General features: G+C 62.4%; 14 protein-coding genes and 1 riboswitch. Of the genes, 5 read left to right on the top strand and 9 right to left on the bottom strand.

Annotated features, from left to right (window positions below; genetic code table 11):
* Window positions 1–4 precede the first annotated feature (4 nt).
* Window positions 5–1252: an aromatic ring-hydroxylating dioxygenase subunit alpha gene (locus EN859_RS14410; protein ID WP_127853438.1), complete on the bottom strand. Its 1248-nt coding sequence runs from the start codon at window positions 1250–1252 to the stop codon at window positions 5–7.
* Window positions 1253–1468: 216 nt separating this feature from the next.
* A riboswitch (cobalamin riboswitch) is annotated at window positions 1469–1670 on the bottom strand.
* Between the two features lie 520 nt (window positions 1671–2190).
* On the opposite strand from EN859_RS14410, the gene EN859_RS14405 reads away from it, so the two are divergent.
* From EN859_RS14405 to EN859_RS14395, 3 genes are all read left to right on the top strand, one after another.
* A complete protein-coding gene (locus EN859_RS14405; protein WP_127853439.1) occupies window positions 2191–2400 on the top strand; it encodes a DUF680 domain-containing protein in 210 nt (69 codons plus the stop codon).
* Window positions 2401–2471: 71 nt separating this feature from the next.
* Window positions 2472–2678 carry a DUF680 domain-containing protein gene (locus EN859_RS14400; RefSeq protein WP_127853440.1) on the top strand — a complete coding sequence of 69 codons (207 nt, stop codon included), beginning with the start codon at window positions 2472–2474 and terminating at the stop codon, window positions 2676–2678.
* Window positions 2679–2752: 74 nt separating this feature from the next.
* Complete coding sequence (locus EN859_RS14395; protein WP_127853441.1) at window positions 2753–2992, top strand: DUF680 domain-containing protein; 240 nt, start codon at window positions 2753–2755, stop codon at window positions 2990–2992.
* Between the two features lie 97 nt (window positions 2993–3089).
* Here the strand turns inward: EN859_RS14395 and ugpC are convergent, their stop codons facing one another.
* The 5 genes from ugpC to EN859_RS14370 form a co-directional block, all read right to left on the bottom strand.
* On the bottom strand, window positions 3090–4202 hold the full coding sequence (ugpC, locus tag EN859_RS14390; RefSeq protein WP_127853442.1) for a sn-glycerol-3-phosphate ABC transporter ATP-binding protein UgpC: 1113 nt from the start codon (window positions 4200–4202) through the stop codon (window positions 3090–3092).
* 35 nt (window positions 4203–4237) lie between these two features.
* Window positions 4238–5902, bottom strand: coding sequence for an alpha-glucosidase (locus EN859_RS14385; protein ID WP_127853443.1), 1665 nt, complete (start codon window positions 5900–5902; stop codon window positions 4238–4240).
* A gap of 4 nt (window positions 5903–5906) precedes the next feature.
* Window positions 5907–7061: a carbohydrate ABC transporter permease gene (locus EN859_RS14380; RefSeq protein WP_127853444.1), complete on the bottom strand. Its 1155-nt coding sequence runs from the start codon at window positions 7059–7061 to the stop codon at window positions 5907–5909.
* Window position 7062: 1 nt separating this feature from the next.
* Window positions 7063–8076 (bottom strand): sugar ABC transporter permease, encoded by a 1014-nt coding sequence (locus tag EN859_RS14375; RefSeq protein WP_127853445.1) that lies wholly within the window; start codon window positions 8074–8076, stop codon window positions 7063–7065.
* 240 nt (window positions 8077–8316) lie between these two features.
* Window positions 8317–9672, bottom strand: coding sequence for an ABC transporter substrate-binding protein (locus EN859_RS14370; protein ID WP_127853446.1), 1356 nt, complete (start codon window positions 9670–9672; stop codon window positions 8317–8319).
* Window positions 9673–10035: 363 nt separating this feature from the next.
* On the opposite strand from EN859_RS14370, the gene EN859_RS14365 reads away from it, so the two are divergent.
* Window positions 10036–11058 (top strand): substrate-binding domain-containing protein, encoded by a 1023-nt coding sequence (locus tag EN859_RS14365; RefSeq protein WP_127853447.1) that lies wholly within the window; start codon window positions 10036–10038, stop codon window positions 11056–11058.
* Window positions 11059–11271: 213 nt separating this feature from the next.
* Complete coding sequence (locus EN859_RS14360) at window positions 11272–11637, top strand: VOC family protein (protein WP_127853448.1); 366 nt, start codon at window positions 11272–11274, stop codon at window positions 11635–11637.
* Window positions 11638–11890: 253 nt separating this feature from the next.
* Here the strand turns inward: EN859_RS14360 and EN859_RS14355 are convergent, their stop codons facing one another.
* Genes EN859_RS14355 through EN859_RS14345 form a run of 3 tightly spaced genes read right to left on the bottom strand, consistent with a single transcriptional unit; the run spans window position 11891 to window position 14584 of the window.
* Window positions 11891–13363: a S8 family serine peptidase gene (locus EN859_RS14355; RefSeq protein WP_127853449.1), complete on the bottom strand. Its 1473-nt coding sequence runs from the start codon at window positions 13361–13363 to the stop codon at window positions 11891–11893.
* Window positions 13353–14021 carry an anti-sigma factor gene (locus EN859_RS14350; RefSeq protein ID WP_127853450.1) on the bottom strand — a complete coding sequence of 223 codons (669 nt, stop codon included), beginning with the start codon at window positions 14019–14021 and terminating at the stop codon, window positions 13353–13355. The genes EN859_RS14355 and EN859_RS14350 overlap by 11 nt, the downstream gene beginning before the upstream one ends.
* On the bottom strand, window positions 14018–14584 hold the full coding sequence (locus EN859_RS14345; RefSeq protein ID WP_127853451.1) for a sigma-70 family RNA polymerase sigma factor: 567 nt from the start codon (window positions 14582–14584) through the stop codon (window positions 14018–14020). The genes EN859_RS14350 and EN859_RS14345 overlap by 4 nt, the downstream gene beginning before the upstream one ends.
* Window positions 14585–14628 lie beyond the last annotated feature (44 nt).

Here is a 14628-nt window from a genome sequence, read left to right as displayed (position 1 = left end):
CCCCTCAGGCGACGCTGCGCAGCGCCGGCCGGCCACCCTCGGCAAGGCGCGGTTCGATGAAGGACGCATACCATTCGACGAACTGGATCACGCCGCCCTCATGCAGCTCCGAGTAGGGGCCCGGCTCATAGGCCGGCGACAGGATGCCGAAGGCGTTCTCCTCGACGATGCGGCGGTCCTGGTCGTTGGTCTCGGTCCAGACGTGGGTGAGTTCGGCCAGATCGTAGTCGAGGCCTTCGATCGCATCCTTGTGGACGAGCCATTTGGTCGTCACGGCCGTTTCCGTGGCGCTGATTGGCAGCACGCGGAAGGTGACGGCATGATCGCCGAGGATGTGGTTCCAGGTCGTCGGGTAATGATAGAGCAGCAGCGAGCCGATGCGGTCGGTGGAAACGCTGTCGGAAAGGTTCTTCTTCACGGCGCGCTTGCCGGTCATCGTATAGCTGACGGCATCGCGCAGCAGCGGCGCGCGCGTGGCGCGATATTGCCCCGCGGGATCGATGCGGAACTTGCTCGGCAAGCCCACCGCCTCGCATTTGGCCCAGTGTGCGAGCATGTCAGGATCGCTGTCGGCGCCCTGCACGCCGGTCACGGTCGGTGCCTCCGGGAACGTCTTGCAGAGTTCCGGATGGTTGCCGGCGCAATGATAGCACTCGCGGTTGTTCTCCCAGACGAGCTTCCAGTTGCCCTTCTCGACGATGGTCGATTCGAAGGCGACCTTTGCCTCGCGTAGCCGGTGCGGCAGGAGGTAAGGCTCGATCATCGCGCGCATCGGCGCGAAATCCGCAGGCTCCTTGGCCAGGCAGACGAAGATGTAGCCGCCGGCGCTTTCGCACGCGACCGGCTTCAGGCTGAACTGGCCCTTGTCGAAACCGTCCGCCATCTGCCTGGCGAACAACAGCCGGCCGTCCAGTTCGTAGGTCCACTGGTGATAAGGGCAGACCAGCTTCGCAGCCGTGCCCTTGTCAGCGTTGCAGACGCGGCTGCCGCGATGACGGCAGGAATTGTGGAAGGCGTTGATCTTGCCTTGCTGGTCGCGGACCAGCACGATCGGATAGTCGCCGACCTGCGCGGTGATAAAGCTGCCCGGCTTCGGCAATTCGCAATCATGGCCGATGAACAGCCAGTCGCGATACCAGATCAGCTCCATGTCGAGCTTGAAGTAGTCGGGATCGGTATAGAAGGGCTGCTCGAGCGAATAGCCTTCCCTGCGGCTGTGCAAGAGCCCCAGCATGTCGTTGCGCGCATCCATGTCCTGTCCTCGCGTTTGTCGCATCGGCCCGAAATCGAAAATCGGTCTCGGAAAACGCGATGCGCAGGTTCAAGTTCTTGGAGCGTACTTTGTGCGCCCAAGTGGACGCACGTCGCTCCAAGGACTGAACTGGTGGTGAAGAGAGGAAGGATCGGCCGCAAGCCGGCGGCAGGGCCGGCCATGCACTATCCACCTCTGACCGCCCACCGCGATCAGTCGAGTCTAGAGATCTCGGGCTGGTTTCCGGGCTCTGGAGTGTCCTGCGGACGGTCGCGACACCTTCCCAGGCTTTTGGCCCAGTGGTCTCCCGTTGCGACTTGAACTCCACCACCGTTGCGGGGGCAGCGCCGGGTTCTGACCGGCTTCCCAATTCTCCGCTTCGTCGTCACCAAGCGGCACCTGAGATGGCGTGATCTAATCACGACGGCCGGCTGGCTGTCGGCATGAAAGCGACATCGTATCCATGCGGCGCGACACGGCTGCGAAACCGGTCAGTCAGTGATTGCACGGGGCGACGTACGGCCTCACGGAGGCCGTTGCCTGTCGAAAACGGGCAGAAATTTGGCCCGTCGCTTGACGCCGAAATGGTTAACGAATTCGACAACAGGCCCGATGGCTTTTCAAGGGGTCTCTAAAAATCGAACCGAACGGTTCGTTTCTGTTGACGGTGCGTGCAGGACTCTGTGAACGCTGGCCTGAGAATCCACCCGATAAGCGAGTGGCGCATATAAGCTAAGTATCTGATAATAAAGCATAAATTCGTTGTAATGGAAGCCTCTGGCACAATTTCAAGGTGTAGATTCTTGGTCCACACGGAACAACTTCGTGATTGGAAACTAGCGGATGGCTTTCCCACATCGGGGCTGTCCGAACGACGCGAATTCCTTCCAAGACACGCCGCTAGACGGACGGAAAACTAAGATACTGGAGTACCAAAAATGAAAAAGATTGTTCTTACTGCCGCCGCCGTTTTGGCCATAACCGGCAGCGCCTTTGCCGCTGGCAGCGACCACTACGGTTCCAATGGCGCCAATCAGCCTGCCGTCGCGGTCGACAGCTCGTACACGGCTTCAATCCAGGAGCCGGTTCACGCTGACAAGCAGCCCATCGTCCAGGGCAGCGACCGCAACCTTTTCGGCAACAGATAACAGCCGATCCCAAATAGCAGAGCGGCGGGCAAGTCCGCCGCTCGGGGATCTGAAAATTCAGGAGTATTAAAATGAAAAAGATTGTTCTTGCCGCCGCGGCCGTTTTGGCCATCTCCGGCAGTGCTTTTGCCGGTAGCGACAACTACGGCTCTAACGGCGCCAACCAGCCGGCCGCCGCGGTCGACAGCTCGTACACCGCTTCCACTGAGAAGTCGGCTCCGGCTGACAACCAGCCCATCGTCCAGGGTAGCGACCGCAACCTCTTCGGCAGCAACTAACAGCCGATCCCAACAGCAGCGGCGGGCCGCAAGCCCGCCGCGCTGATGGAACACGAAATCCAGGAGTACTGAAAATGAAGAAGATCGTTCTTACCGCGACCGCACTTTTGATTGCCGCTGGCAGCGCCTATGCCCGCAACGACAACGTTGGCGGCACCGACATCAACAAGCAGGCGACCGCCAACGTCGACACCACGCAGACATCCTCGGTGCGCGATACCAGCTCGCCGGTCTACAAGCTGCTCAATTCGGCGCGTGACGTACCGAAGTCTGCCCCGCAGGGCGCCGACCGGAACCTCTTCGGCAACAACTAACGGCTGAATGAAGTTGATCCCAAAACAAGAGCGGCGGGCTAGGCCCGCCGCTCTTGTTTTTTGCATATCGATACAGCCAATCCAGCAGTTCGACTCGTCAGGCCGCCTTTGCTTCCGCCGGATGCAGCGTGAACGAATGCCCTTCCGCATCGAAGATGTGAAGGTCCCCGGCATCCGCGGTAAGCCGCAACGTTGCGCCGCGCTTGACCTCGACATTGCCCGGCAGCTTCGTCACCAGCGGCAGGTCGGCACGGCCGATGTCGACATAGACCAGCTGGACCTCGCCGAGCTGCTCGATATAGTCCACCGTTCCCTCGAAAAGATAATCCGCGCCGGTGGCGATCGTCAGATCCTCCGGCCGCACGCCGAAGCTCACCGAAGCGCCTTTCGCTGATGCCGGCGTGGCGATCGGCACCGTCGCCTTGCGGCCGCCGACATGGCTGACGACGGTCGGATTGCCTGACTTGTCGATCGTCGCCGGCAGTATGTTCATGGCCGGCGAGCCGATGAACTGGGCGACGAACAGATTGCCGGGTTTCTTGTAGAGCTCCATCGGTGTGCCGACCTGTTCGATATGGCCGTCCTTGAGCACCACGATGCGGTCGGCCAGCGTCATCGCCTCGACCTGGTCGTGGGTGACGTAGATCATCGTTGTGTCCGGCATCGATTCCTTGAGCTTGGCGATCTCGATGCGCGTGGCGACGCGCAGTGCCGCGTCAAGGTTCGACAGCGGCTCGTCGAACAGGAAGACCTTCGGGTTGCGCACGATGGCGCGACCGATGGCGACGCGCTGGCGCTGGCCGCCCGACATCGCTTTGGGCAGGCGGTCGAGATATTTGGTCAGCTGCAGGATTTCCGCCGCCTGGCGCACCCGCTTGTCGATCTCGGCCTTGCTTTCCTTGCCGATCTTCATCGAGAACGCCATGTTGTCGTAGACGGTCATGTGCGGATAGAGCGCATAGGACTGGAACACCATGGCGATGCCGCGCTTCGACGGCGGCACGTCGTTGACTACCTCGCCGTCGATCTTGAGTTCGCCGGAGGTGATTTCCTCCAGCCCGGCGATGCACCGCAGCAGGGTTGACTTGCCGCAACCCGAAGGGCCGACGAAGACGATGAACTCGCCCGACTTTATGTCGAGATCAATGCCGTACAGGATGTTCAGAGTGCCGTATGATTTCTTCACCTGCCTTAGCGTGACATCGGCCATGGGTTCCCTCCAGTGATTCTTTCTGACTAGCAAATTCAGTCGATACGCCCGAACCAGGCGCCGTAGCCGCCGAGGCGGATAGTGCCGGCGCTAGCTTGTCCTGAAAACCCGTGTCCCGGCAAGGGCTGAAGCGAACGTCCGCCGAGATCGACTTCGGCGGGCCTGGCTCCGAGATTGAAGACGCAGACGATCTGCTCGTTGCCCTCGCGACGTATGAAGGCGACAGTGTCGCCCTTGCTTTCGATGAAGTCGATATCGCCCTTGGCCAGCGCCGGATGCAGGCGGCGGATGGCGAGAAAGCGCCGATAGTGCTCGAGCAGCGAGTTGTCGTCGCCCTGCTGCAAATTGACCGCTTGCGAAAGGTGCTTGCCGGGCACCGGCAGCCACGGCTTTGCCGTCGAGAAGCCGCCGTTGCTGGCTGTGGCGTCCCACACCATCGGTGTGCGGCAGCCGTCGCGGCCCTTGAATTCCGGCCAGAAGCGGATGCCATAGGGGTCCTGCAGGTCTTCGAATTGCAGCTCGGCCTCGCCGAGGCCGAGCTCCTCGCCCTGATAGATGCAGACCGAGCCGCGCAACGACATCAGCAGTGCCGAAATGACCTTCAGGTAGCCGAGCTGGTCGGGCTCGTCGGCCGCCCAGCGCGACGCCGTGCGCATCACGTCGTGGTTGGAGAAGGCCCAGCACGACCAGCCGTCGCTGGCGACTTTGCCAAAAGCTTCCAGCACCGAGCGCACCTTTGCCGCGCTGATCTTCTCTGGCGCCAGAAAATCGAACGAATAGCACATGTGCACCCGCTTGCCGCCGCTGGTGTAGGCCGCCACCACTTCCAGCCCGCGCTGCGAATCGCCAACTTCGCCGACAGCGGCTGTCGCCGGATATTCGTCGAGCAAAGCGCGGAAGCGTTCAAGGAAACCGAGGTTTTCCGGGCGGCTCTTGTCGTAGAGATGGTCCTGGTAATTGTAAGGGTTGACGGCGGGCGCCGTCTGGTCGTTGCGCTGCTCCGGCGGCAGCGGCGGGTTGTCCTCCAGGCCCTGGCTGTGGAAGTAGAAATTGATGGTGTCGAGGCGGAAGCCGTCGACGCCGCGCTCCAGCCAGAAGCGGGTGACGTCGAGCAGTGCGTCCTGGACCGCGCGGCTGTGAAAGTTGAGATCGGGCTGCTCGGCCAGGAAATTATGCATATAATATTGCTGGCGGCTGGTGTCCCACTGCCAGGCCGAGCCGCCGAAGATCGACAGCCAGTTGTTGGGCGGCGTGCCGTCGGGCCTGGCGTCGGCCCAGACATACCAGTCGGCCTTCGGATTGGTGCGGTTCGAGCGGCTTTCCTTGAACCACGGGTGACTGTCGGCGGTATGCGACAGCACCTCGTCGATCATCACCTTGAGGCCCAGCCTGTGCGCCTCGGCGGTCAGGACGTCGAAGTCGGCCAGCGTGCCGAACATCGGATCGACATCGCAATAGTCGGTGACGTCGTAGCCGAAATCTTTCATCGGCGACTTGAAGAACGGCGAGATCCAGATTGCATCGACGCCGAGTGAGGCGATGTAGGGCAGTCTGCGGATAATGCCCTTGAGGTCGCCGATGCCGTCTCCGTTCGAATCCTGGTAGCTGCGCGGATAGATCTGATAGATCACAGCGCCTCGCCACCAGTCGCGATCGACGGCGAGATCGGGCTTCGGAGTAGCCTTTAAAGCGGATTGCATGATCTCAACCTCCTTTCACCGAGCCGGCAAGCAGCCCGCGGACGAAATAGCGCTGCAGCGAGAAGAACACGATCAGCGGCACGATGATGGTCACGAAGGCCGATGTCGTCAGGATCTCCCAGTCGCCGCCGCGCGAGCCGAGCAGCGCATTGAGCTTGGCGGTCAGCACGATCTGGTCGCCCTCGGTACCGAGGAAAACCATCGCCACCAAGAGATCGTTCCACACCCACAGGAACTGGAAGATGGCAAACGAGGCCAGGACCGGGAACGACAGCGGCAGCACGATCTTGACGAAGATCTCGAAATCGCTGGCGCCGTCGATGCGCGCCGATTCCATAATTTCACGCGGCAGGCCGGCAATATAGCTTCTCAAGAGGTAGATGGCGAAGGGCAAGCCGAAACCGGTATGCGCCAGCCAGATGCCGAGATAGGTCTTCGACGGCACGCCGAAGAAGCTGCCGACACCGTTGTAGAGCTTCAATAGAGGGATCAGCGACATCTGCAGCGGCACGACCAGCAGGCCGATGATGACCGCGATCAGCAGCGCCCGGCCAGGAAAGCGCATCCAGGCCAGTGCATAGGCGGCGAACGCCGCGATCAGGATCGGGATTACGGTGGACGGAATGGTGACGGTCAGCGAGTTCATGAAGGAGCGGCCGATGCCTTCGGAAAACAGCACCGTGTCATAATTGTCGGTGGTGAATTTCGGTGGCGCCGATGAGGCATAGTAGACGCGCTGGCCACGCTCGCCCTCGAAAGCCTTAGGCGACTGCATGATGAAGCTGCCGTCGGCATTGAGCTGCAAGGTCACGCCGTCGCCAAGATCGGCTGTCGTGCCGGCGGCATACTGCGTCGGTGCTGCCGACTTGACGCCGAAGGCGCTGATGTCGCGGGCAGCACCATCTGCGAAGATATTGCCTTGAATGACGAATTTGCCATCCTTCTCGACCTGCGCCGAGGCGGCCGGCAGCCGGCCGGCTTCCGTCTGGCTCGAACTGGCGAACGAGTTCCACCAGCCCGAGGCGATGATCTGATCCTTGTCGCGCAGCGACGAGGCCAGAATGCCGAGCGTCGGGATGGTCCAGATCGCAACGAAGATCAGTACGGCAATGTGGACGCCGAAGCGGCCGGCAAAGGACTTTCCGGTCGATGCGGCCATCTCAATGTCCTCCGGTCTCTTTGTTCGCCTGGCGGATGTTCCAGACCATGATCGGAATGACCGCGATCATGATGATGATGGCGATGGTAGCGCCGCGGCCGAAATCGCCGCCGCCGCGGAACATCCAGTCGAACATCAGATTGGCCAGCACCTGGCTGTTCCATTGGCCGTTGGTCATGGTCAGCACGATATCGAAGACCTTCAGCACCAGGATGGTGATGGTGGTCCAGACGACGGCGATGGTGCCCCAGATCTGCGGCACCATGATCTTCCAGAAGATCTGGAACGGGTTGGCACCGTCGATGACCGCGGCCTCCAGCGTTTCTTCCGGGATGCCTCGCAGGGCGGAAGACAGGATGACCATGGCAAAGCCGGTCTGGATCCAGATCAGGATGACCATCAGGAAGAAATTGTTCCAGAACGGCAGCGATATCCAGACCTGCGGCTGGCCGCCGAAATACTGGATGATGGCGTTGAGCAGGCCGATCTGCGTCTGGCCCTCGCCGCGATATTCGTAGATGAATTTCCAGATGACGCTGGCGCCGACGAAGGATATGGCCAGCGGCAGGAAGATCAGGCTCTTGGCAATCGTGCCCCACCAGATCTTGTCGGTGAGAACGGCGATGATCAGCCCGAGGAAGGTGCAGGCGGCCGGCACCACCGCCAGCCAGACGATGTTGTTGAGGATCGAGTTGCGGAACTCGCGGTCGCCGAACGCCCATTGATAGTTGGCGAGGCCGACGAAATTGGCGCCGCCGCGGTCGAGGAACGATAGCCTCAGCGTCTCGACGACCGGGTATATCAGATAGATGGTGAGGATGATCATGGCCGGGCCGACGAACAGCCACGGCCGGATCAGCCCCTGCCGGCGCAGATTGTCGATCGCCGCAGCGCCTTTGACGCCGCGCGAGGGAAAGATCGTATCAAGTGCTTTGTTGGCGCCCCAGAAATAGGCGACGCAGCCGCCGACGCCGACGATGATGACGAATATGGCCGAGAAAATCTGAGCCGCCATGGGTTCCTCCCCTGCGCATGATCCGCCGATCGAGAATGGCTTTGGCGACGGGATCGTGCGCCGATTCAACTATTGAGAGCCATCGAACGCAAACGGTTTCCACCCTTGCCGATCGCGCTTCATGCCGGAACGTCTATGCGCCGATAATGAACGGCTCGGCGCGGGCCGCCGGTCGCGATCCGGGCCTCGAGGGCCCGGATCAGATCAGATTGGGAAGTCCGAACGTGCAAGCCGGTCCGCTTACTTGATCGCGTCCCAGCTCTTCTGGATGTCAGTGGCGACATCCTGGGCCGACTTACCGCCGACCAGGTCGATCATGCCGGTCCAGAAGGAGCCGGCGCCGATCTTGCCCGGCATCAGGTCGGAACCGTCGAAGCGGAAGGTCGAGGCGTTGGCAAGGATTTCGCCCTGCTTCTTCAGCGCGTCGCTGGCATAGGCATCCTTGTTGACCGACTTCAGCGGCGTCACGAAGCCGCCCTGGGCCATCCAGATCTCATGGGCCAGCGGCAGCTTCAGGAAATCGATGAAGGCGCGCGCGGCTTTGGAGTCCTTGGTGATCATGGCCAGCGTGCCGGCACCGAGCACTGGGGTGCCGAGGTCAGGCTTGGAGGCATAAGGCGGGTAGTAGAAGAAATCGGCGTCCTCACCGAGCTTCGTGCCTTCCGGGAAGAAGGTCGGGATGAACGACGCCTGATGATGCAGGTAGCACTTCGGCGGCACCGAGAAGAGGCCTTTCGGGCTGTCGCGGAAGTCGGTCGCCGCAACCGCCTTGGCGCCGCCGTCGACCATCTTGTCTTCGGTGGCGATCTTGCCGAAAATGTCGATGGCGTTGACCACCGCGGGATCGTTGAACGGGATCTCGTTCTTCACCCACTTGTCGTAGGTCTCGGGCGTCTGGGTGCGCAGCATGATGTCTTCGACCCAGTCGGTCGCCGGCCAGCCGGTGGCGCCGCCGGAGCCGAGCCCGATGCACCATGGCGTGCCGCCGTCGGCAATGATCTTCTTTTCGAGCTCGGCGAGCTCTTCCTGCGTCTTCGGCACCTTATAGCCGGCTTCCTCGAAATTGTCCGGCGAGTACCAGACCAGCGATTTCACGTCGGCCTTGTAGGGGAAGGCGAAGAAGCCGGGCTTGCCGTCCTTGTCCTTGAAGGTACCGAGATCGACCCAGGATTGGCCGGCGCCGTAATTGTCCTTGACCCAATTGGCGGTGTCGTCGCCAAGCGGCGTCAGCAAGCCCTTGGATGCCAGGTCCTGGATCAGGCCTGGCTGCGGCAGCACGGCGATGTTGGGCGGGCTGCCGGCCTGCGTGTCGATGACGATCTGCTGCTCGTAATTTTCGGAAGAGGAGTATTTGATCTCGGCGCCGGTGGCTTCCTGGAAATACTCGAGAACGGTGCGCACAAGACCTTCGTCCTCGCCGCGCCACGGGCCGAAGATGGTCAGCGTCTCGCCCTTGAGATCGACCTTCTTGAGATCTTCGTAGTTCGCCCAGTTGAAGCGGGGGTCTTCGCCCGGCTTGAACTTCAATTCGGCTTGCGCCGGCAGGCTCAAGGCGAGCGCGGCAAACGCGGCGCCAAGCAGAAGCATTTTCTTCATCGGTATTCCTCCCAGTGGTCACATACACCCGGACGAAACCTCCATTCCGTCCGCCGACGCCGCAGGACTGTGACTCAGTCAGAAAGGAACCGCAACCTTTCGAAGAGTCTTCCAAAGCGCTTTGGCCTTCTTGATCTCGCCATTGAATCGGCTGGGAGTCAAGAGGGTGCCAGGTTAATCGATTTAATTCTTGCGCCTTAAGTGTCCCTAAAGTGCGCTGCAGCACGCTTTTTTGGCGCTGCAGCAGCAAATTTGCTTCAAACCGGCTGTAAACGGTGCTTATGGTCTGCGCGTTCGGCGGCTCGCTCGTGGCGGTAGAGTCGACTGGAGAATTAAAGCGCTTTGGGGCTTGGGAGGCCTCCGGTGAACCTCAAACAGCTCTCGCACATGCTAGCGCTTTCGCAGACCACGGTCAGCCGCGCGCTGAACGGCTACCCGGAGGTCAACGAGGAAACGCGGCGCCGCGTGATGGATGCCGCCAAGCGCCACGGCTACCGCCCCAATCCGAGCGCGCGCCGGCTGGCGACCGGCAAGACCGGCATGATCGGCTATGTCTTGCCGACCGGCAGCGCCGTCGACATCGACCCGCATTTCGTCGAATTCCTCTCCGGCCTCGGCGATTACGCCCGTTCGCACGAGCTCGACCTGGTGCTGTCACCAGCCGACGCCGACGACCAGGAGACAACTTACCGGCGTATCGTCGCCAACCGGCAGGTCGACGCCGTCTACATCTCCTCGCCGAGGCCGGCCGACCGGCGGGTGGCGCTGGTCAACACGCTCGGCATCCCCTTCATCGTCCATGGCCGCAGCGAAGGCTGCGATTTCGACTATCCCTTTCTCGACATCGACAATGAGGGCGCCTTCCATGAGGCGGCGCGGCTGTTCGTCCAGCTTGGTCACCGGCGGCTGGCGCTGATCAACGGCGATAACCGCGAGACCTTCGCCATCCACCGCGAGCGCGGCGTGCGCCGGGCACTGGCGGCGAGCGGGCTGCTGCTTGCCGAGAGCCATGTCTGCTCCATCACCATGACCGAGGAGAACGGCTACCGTGCCGCCAGGCGCTTGCTCGAGCAGAGCGATGCGCCGACGGCGATCATCTGCTCCAGCCTGATCATGGCGCTGGGCGTCGTGCGCGCGGTGCGCGATCTCGGCCTGACCGTCCCGGGTGATCTGTCCTTGATCGCCCATGACGACGTTTTCCCCTGGCTGAAACCGGAGAATTTCTCCGTGCCTTTGTCGACGACGCGTTCGTCGATCCGCTTGGCCGGGGCGCGCATCGCCGAACGGCTGGCGGCGCGGATTTCCGGGCTGGAGGAGGGCGCCCGCGGCGAAGTCTGGCCGGTCGATCTGGTGGTCAGGAGCTCGGTCGCCGGCGCACCAGCCTAGGGTCAAAACCATCTTCTCTGGGCGACCGAGTTCGACCCATCTCGGTCGTATAGGATGTCATAAACACCGCCGAAATACGACCTACGTCCAAAAACCTCAATCCGACTACTTCCGGCTGGCATCCAGACAGCCCGCTTCTGCACTCAGCTCCACCGACAGGAAACCTTTTGCACGAGTTGACCGTTGTGGCTACAAGACGGAGGAAAAGGTTGAATGGCATCCGTCCGATACATCGTTGCGGACGTCAACGAGGCGGTCGCGTTCTATCGAGACAATCTCGATTTCAAGATCGACAAGCACAATCCGGGCAAGTTCGCCGCGCTGCTGCGCGACGACTTGACGCTGTATCTCAGCGCCCCAGGTGCGGGGAGCGGTGGTCAGGCGGGCGGCGATCCGAAGCCGGGCGGGTGGAACCGATTTATGATCGTTACGAACGAGATCGATATCCTCATTGAGCGGTTGCGCCGGGCTGATGCAAGATTCCGCGGCGAAATCAGCGACGGCGGTGCCGGCCGCGCCATCTTGCTCGAAGATCCATCGGGCAACGTCATCGAGCTATTCGAGTTCAAGAAGGACTGAGCCTGACGCAAAGCTGATGGCGGGGGCTGTTGGTTTTGATACCTGCTCATGGTCATGTCGCGTTCCGCCATCCGACGGCAGATTTCTGCCGTCTTTGACCAAAAGCGGACGGGCCGGAATCCGAAACCCATCACAATCTCGGCCATTTGCGACAACCAGTTGATTGAGCTTCGACCCTGATACGTGTCGCCTAAAAGTACGCAGCGCCTTTGGGAAGATGACATATATAAGGCAGAAACTTCAGGCACGAGACTTAGTCTTTCGCCGTCTCGGCCGCCTTGATGTCCAGCAGGCCATAGCCGAAATCATCGTCTCGCCCGGTGGGGCCGAGATCCTTGGCGGTGGCGGCCAGCGCCTTCTCGATCCCTTCCGCGGAGCGTTCGGGCGAGACGTGGAAGAGATTGGCCACGGCGCCAGTGACGATCGCCGCGGCAAACGAAGTGCCGGTGACCACATCCGAGCCGGCGCCGCTCGGCGCCACCATCTCGACGCCGGGAGCCGAGATAAAGACGTAAGCGCCGCGGTTGGCCTGCGGCATCAGCGCGTCCTTCGCATCGGTGGCGGTCACCGCGATGACGCCGTCGAAGGCGGCCGGGTAACCATAGGGCGCTTTCGGCCCGTTGTTGCCGGCGGCGGCGACCAGCGCGATGCCGAGCGCCCTTGCATTGCGGCAGGCGATGCCGAGCAGGTCGTTCTTCGGGCCGACGAAGCTCATATTGATGATGCGCACATCCTGCTCCGCTGCCCAGTCAAGCGCCGAAAGGATGACATCCATGGTCGACTTGCCGCCCTCGAAGGCGCGGGCGTGGTAGATTTTGGCGCCCGGCGCCATACCCTTGAGCGCTCCGACGCCGGCGATCAGGCCGTCGACCGAGGTGCCGTGGTCGCGCGCCTCGACCGGCACGTCCGGCATGGCGTCGAACTGGGCCGCGATGACGCCGGACAGCGCCGGGTTGGTGTCGTCGATGCCGGTGTCGATGACGGCGACGCGGACATTCTCGCCGCTGGCCGCCTTCTCATCGAGCGCGATGCGGTCGAAGGCATAGTTGACGATGGTGGCTGCCTGCTGCAGCGAATAGACATGGTTGGGCTCGCGCCGCCTGGTGCGGCCGTCGGCGGCAAGCTGCGCCAGCACGACGCTGACCGGGCGGCCATCGGGAATGCCGAAGCGCACCAGCCTCGTGCCGAGCAGTCGTGACTGGCGTTCCGAGCGCACCTCCAGCCCGAAAGCGGCTGCGATCTGCTGGACGGTGCCGGCATCGCCGTCGACCGTCACCAGCACCTCGTCGGCTACGAAATCGCCGATCACGGCGCGCGGCGGCACGGTCGCCACACGATCGGTGGGTGAAACGATCGGACCACCCGGCGCAGCTGCTGGTATCACCGGCGTATTGGCGGGTGGAGTCGGCGGTGGCAGTGCGCCGCTGGCCGGATCGCGGCGCGGATCGGGTATCGGCAGCGGTGCCTGGCCGCCTTCAACCGGATTGGGGAACAGGTCGACGATCAGCGCGGGAAGAAAGACAGCGCCTGTCGTCGCCGGGCCTGTGCCAGGCTCTTCGACGCCATCGTCCTTGGCGCAGTCGGCGCTGGCTGCATTTGTCCGGTCGAGGCAGTCGATCTTCGTCTGCGGGTTCGGATCATTGGTCTGCGCCAAGGCAGGCGCGGCGGTGATTGTCGCCGCCGCCACAACGACTGTCGCAAATCGAATGACCGCCTCAGCCGCCATCAACCGGTTTCCTTCCCTCGATCACGGCGTCCGCGAAAGGCTGGGCGGCAATAAGACCGAGCAGCTTTTCATAGTCGGCGGCGGTCTTGGCCGGGACAGCAAGGCGAAAGACGCCGTCGACGGTCGGCCCGCCGGCGATCTTCAGCTGGTTTTGACCGAGAAAGGCGGCAATATCGGACATCCTGGCATCCGGCTTGAACTTGACCAGCGCGAAAGGCATTTTCGCCAGATCGTCCTCCTGGCCGGCAATCTCGAAATCGCTACCCTTGCCGCTGGGCTGCATAAACGACTGCACGACGACCAGAGCCAGTAGCGCCGCGGCGGCTGCCCAGGCGACACCAACCGGCACCGCCGTGAAGCGGTTCCAGGCTTGCCTTAGCCAGGACGATGCCGCCGGCGCGGGTGCCGGACCGGCCTCGGCGTCGAGCGCCCTGGCGAAGCGACTGAGCGCGTCGGCCGGCGGCCGGATCGCTTCGTTGGCGGCAGCGGTGCTGGAGAATTCGGCCTCGGCCTCGCCGAGTGCGGCAAGCGCCGCTGGATCGGTCGCCAGCCATTCCTCCACGGCTTCCAGGTCCGAGCCTTCCAGCGAGCCGTTCAGGTAGAACGGCAGCAGTGTTTCCATCTCGTCGCGGCGCGACATCTTTTCAGCAGCGCTCATGGCCACCCCCTGTCGTAACCGGCGGCCTTGAGGGCCTCGCCGAGTTTCTTGCGGGCGTAGAACATCCTGGTCTTGACCGTGGCGACGGGAATGCCGAGCACCTCGCCGATCTCGGTCACCGATTGTTGGTGGTAATAGGCAAGGTCGATCACCGTGCGGTGTTCCTCCGGCAAGGCATCGACGAAGCGCCGCAGGGCGGCACCCTTGTCCTCCTTCATGATGACGACTTCCGGCGTGTCGGCGCCGTCGACAATCTGGGCCGCGTCATCGTCGTCGATCCATTCTTCCTTTCTCTTGCGCAGCACCGACAGTGCCTTGAAACGGGCAATGCCGAGCAGCCATGTAGAGACTTCCGAGCGTCCTTCGAAGCCTGGCGCCTGACGCCAGAGTTCGAGAAAGACCTCGTTGGCGATATCGTCGGCCATCATTTCCGATCCCGTCTGGCGCGCAACGAAGCGGTAGACCCGCGCATGGTGGCGCATGAACAGGAGCCGCACGGCGGCACGGTCGCCCTTCGCGACCCGGTCTACAAGCGCGCGATCGGTCTCCGTCGCTGCCGTCATGGCCGGTCGAGCCGCCTGGCTCCTGTCTGCTCTGTCGCTGGCCG

Origin of the sequence: Mesorhizobium sp. M00.F.Ca.ET.216.01.1.1 (assembly GCF_004010325.2) — a bacterium.
Classification (GTDB): domain Bacteria; phylum Pseudomonadota; class Alphaproteobacteria; order Rhizobiales; family Rhizobiaceae; genus Mesorhizobium.
This window is presented reverse-complemented; position numbering and strand designations above follow the sequence as displayed.

Coding starts and splice junctions, on each gene's coding strand:
- EN859_RS14375 (WP_127853445.1), bottom strand. CDS start 8,076: ATGGCGGCTCAGATTTTCTCGGCCATATTCGTCATCATCGTCGGCGTC.
- EN859_RS14355 (WP_127853449.1), bottom strand. CDS start 13,363: ATGGCGGCTGAGGCGGTCATTCGATTTGCGACAGTCGTTGTGGCGGCG.
- EN859_RS14350 (WP_127853450.1), bottom strand. CDS start 14,021: ATGAGCGCTGCTGAAAAGATGTCGCGCCGCGACGAGATGGAAACACTG.
- EN859_RS14395 (WP_127853441.1), top strand. CDS start 2,753: ATGAAGAAGATCGTTCTTACCGCGACCGCACTTTTGATTGCCGCTGGC.
- ugpC (WP_127853442.1), bottom strand. CDS start 4,202: ATGGCCGATGTCACGCTAAGGCAGGTGAAGAAATCATACGGCACTCTG.
- EN859_RS14405 (WP_127853439.1), top strand. CDS start 2,191: ATGAAAAAGATTGTTCTTACTGCCGCCGCCGTTTTGGCCATAACCGGC.
- EN859_RS14400 (WP_127853440.1), top strand. CDS start 2,472: ATGAAAAAGATTGTTCTTGCCGCCGCGGCCGTTTTGGCCATCTCCGGC.
- EN859_RS14360 (WP_127853448.1), top strand. CDS start 11,272: ATGGCATCCGTCCGATACATCGTTGCGGACGTCAACGAGGCGGTCGCG.
- EN859_RS14345 (WP_127853451.1), bottom strand. CDS start 14,584: ATGACGGCAGCGACGGAGACCGATCGCGCGCTTGTAGACCGGGTCGCG.
- EN859_RS14385 (WP_127853443.1), bottom strand. CDS start 5,902: ATGCAATCCGCTTTAAAGGCTACTCCGAAGCCCGATCTCGCCGTCGAT.
- EN859_RS14410 (WP_127853438.1), bottom strand. CDS start 1,252: ATGGATGCGCGCAACGACATGCTGGGGCTCTTGCACAGCCGCAGGGAA.
- EN859_RS14380 (WP_127853444.1), bottom strand. CDS start 7,061: ATGGCCGCATCGACCGGAAAGTCCTTTGCCGGCCGCTTCGGCGTCCAC.
- EN859_RS14370 (WP_127853446.1), bottom strand. CDS start 9,672: ATGAAGAAAATGCTTCTGCTTGGCGCCGCGTTTGCCGCGCTCGCCTTG.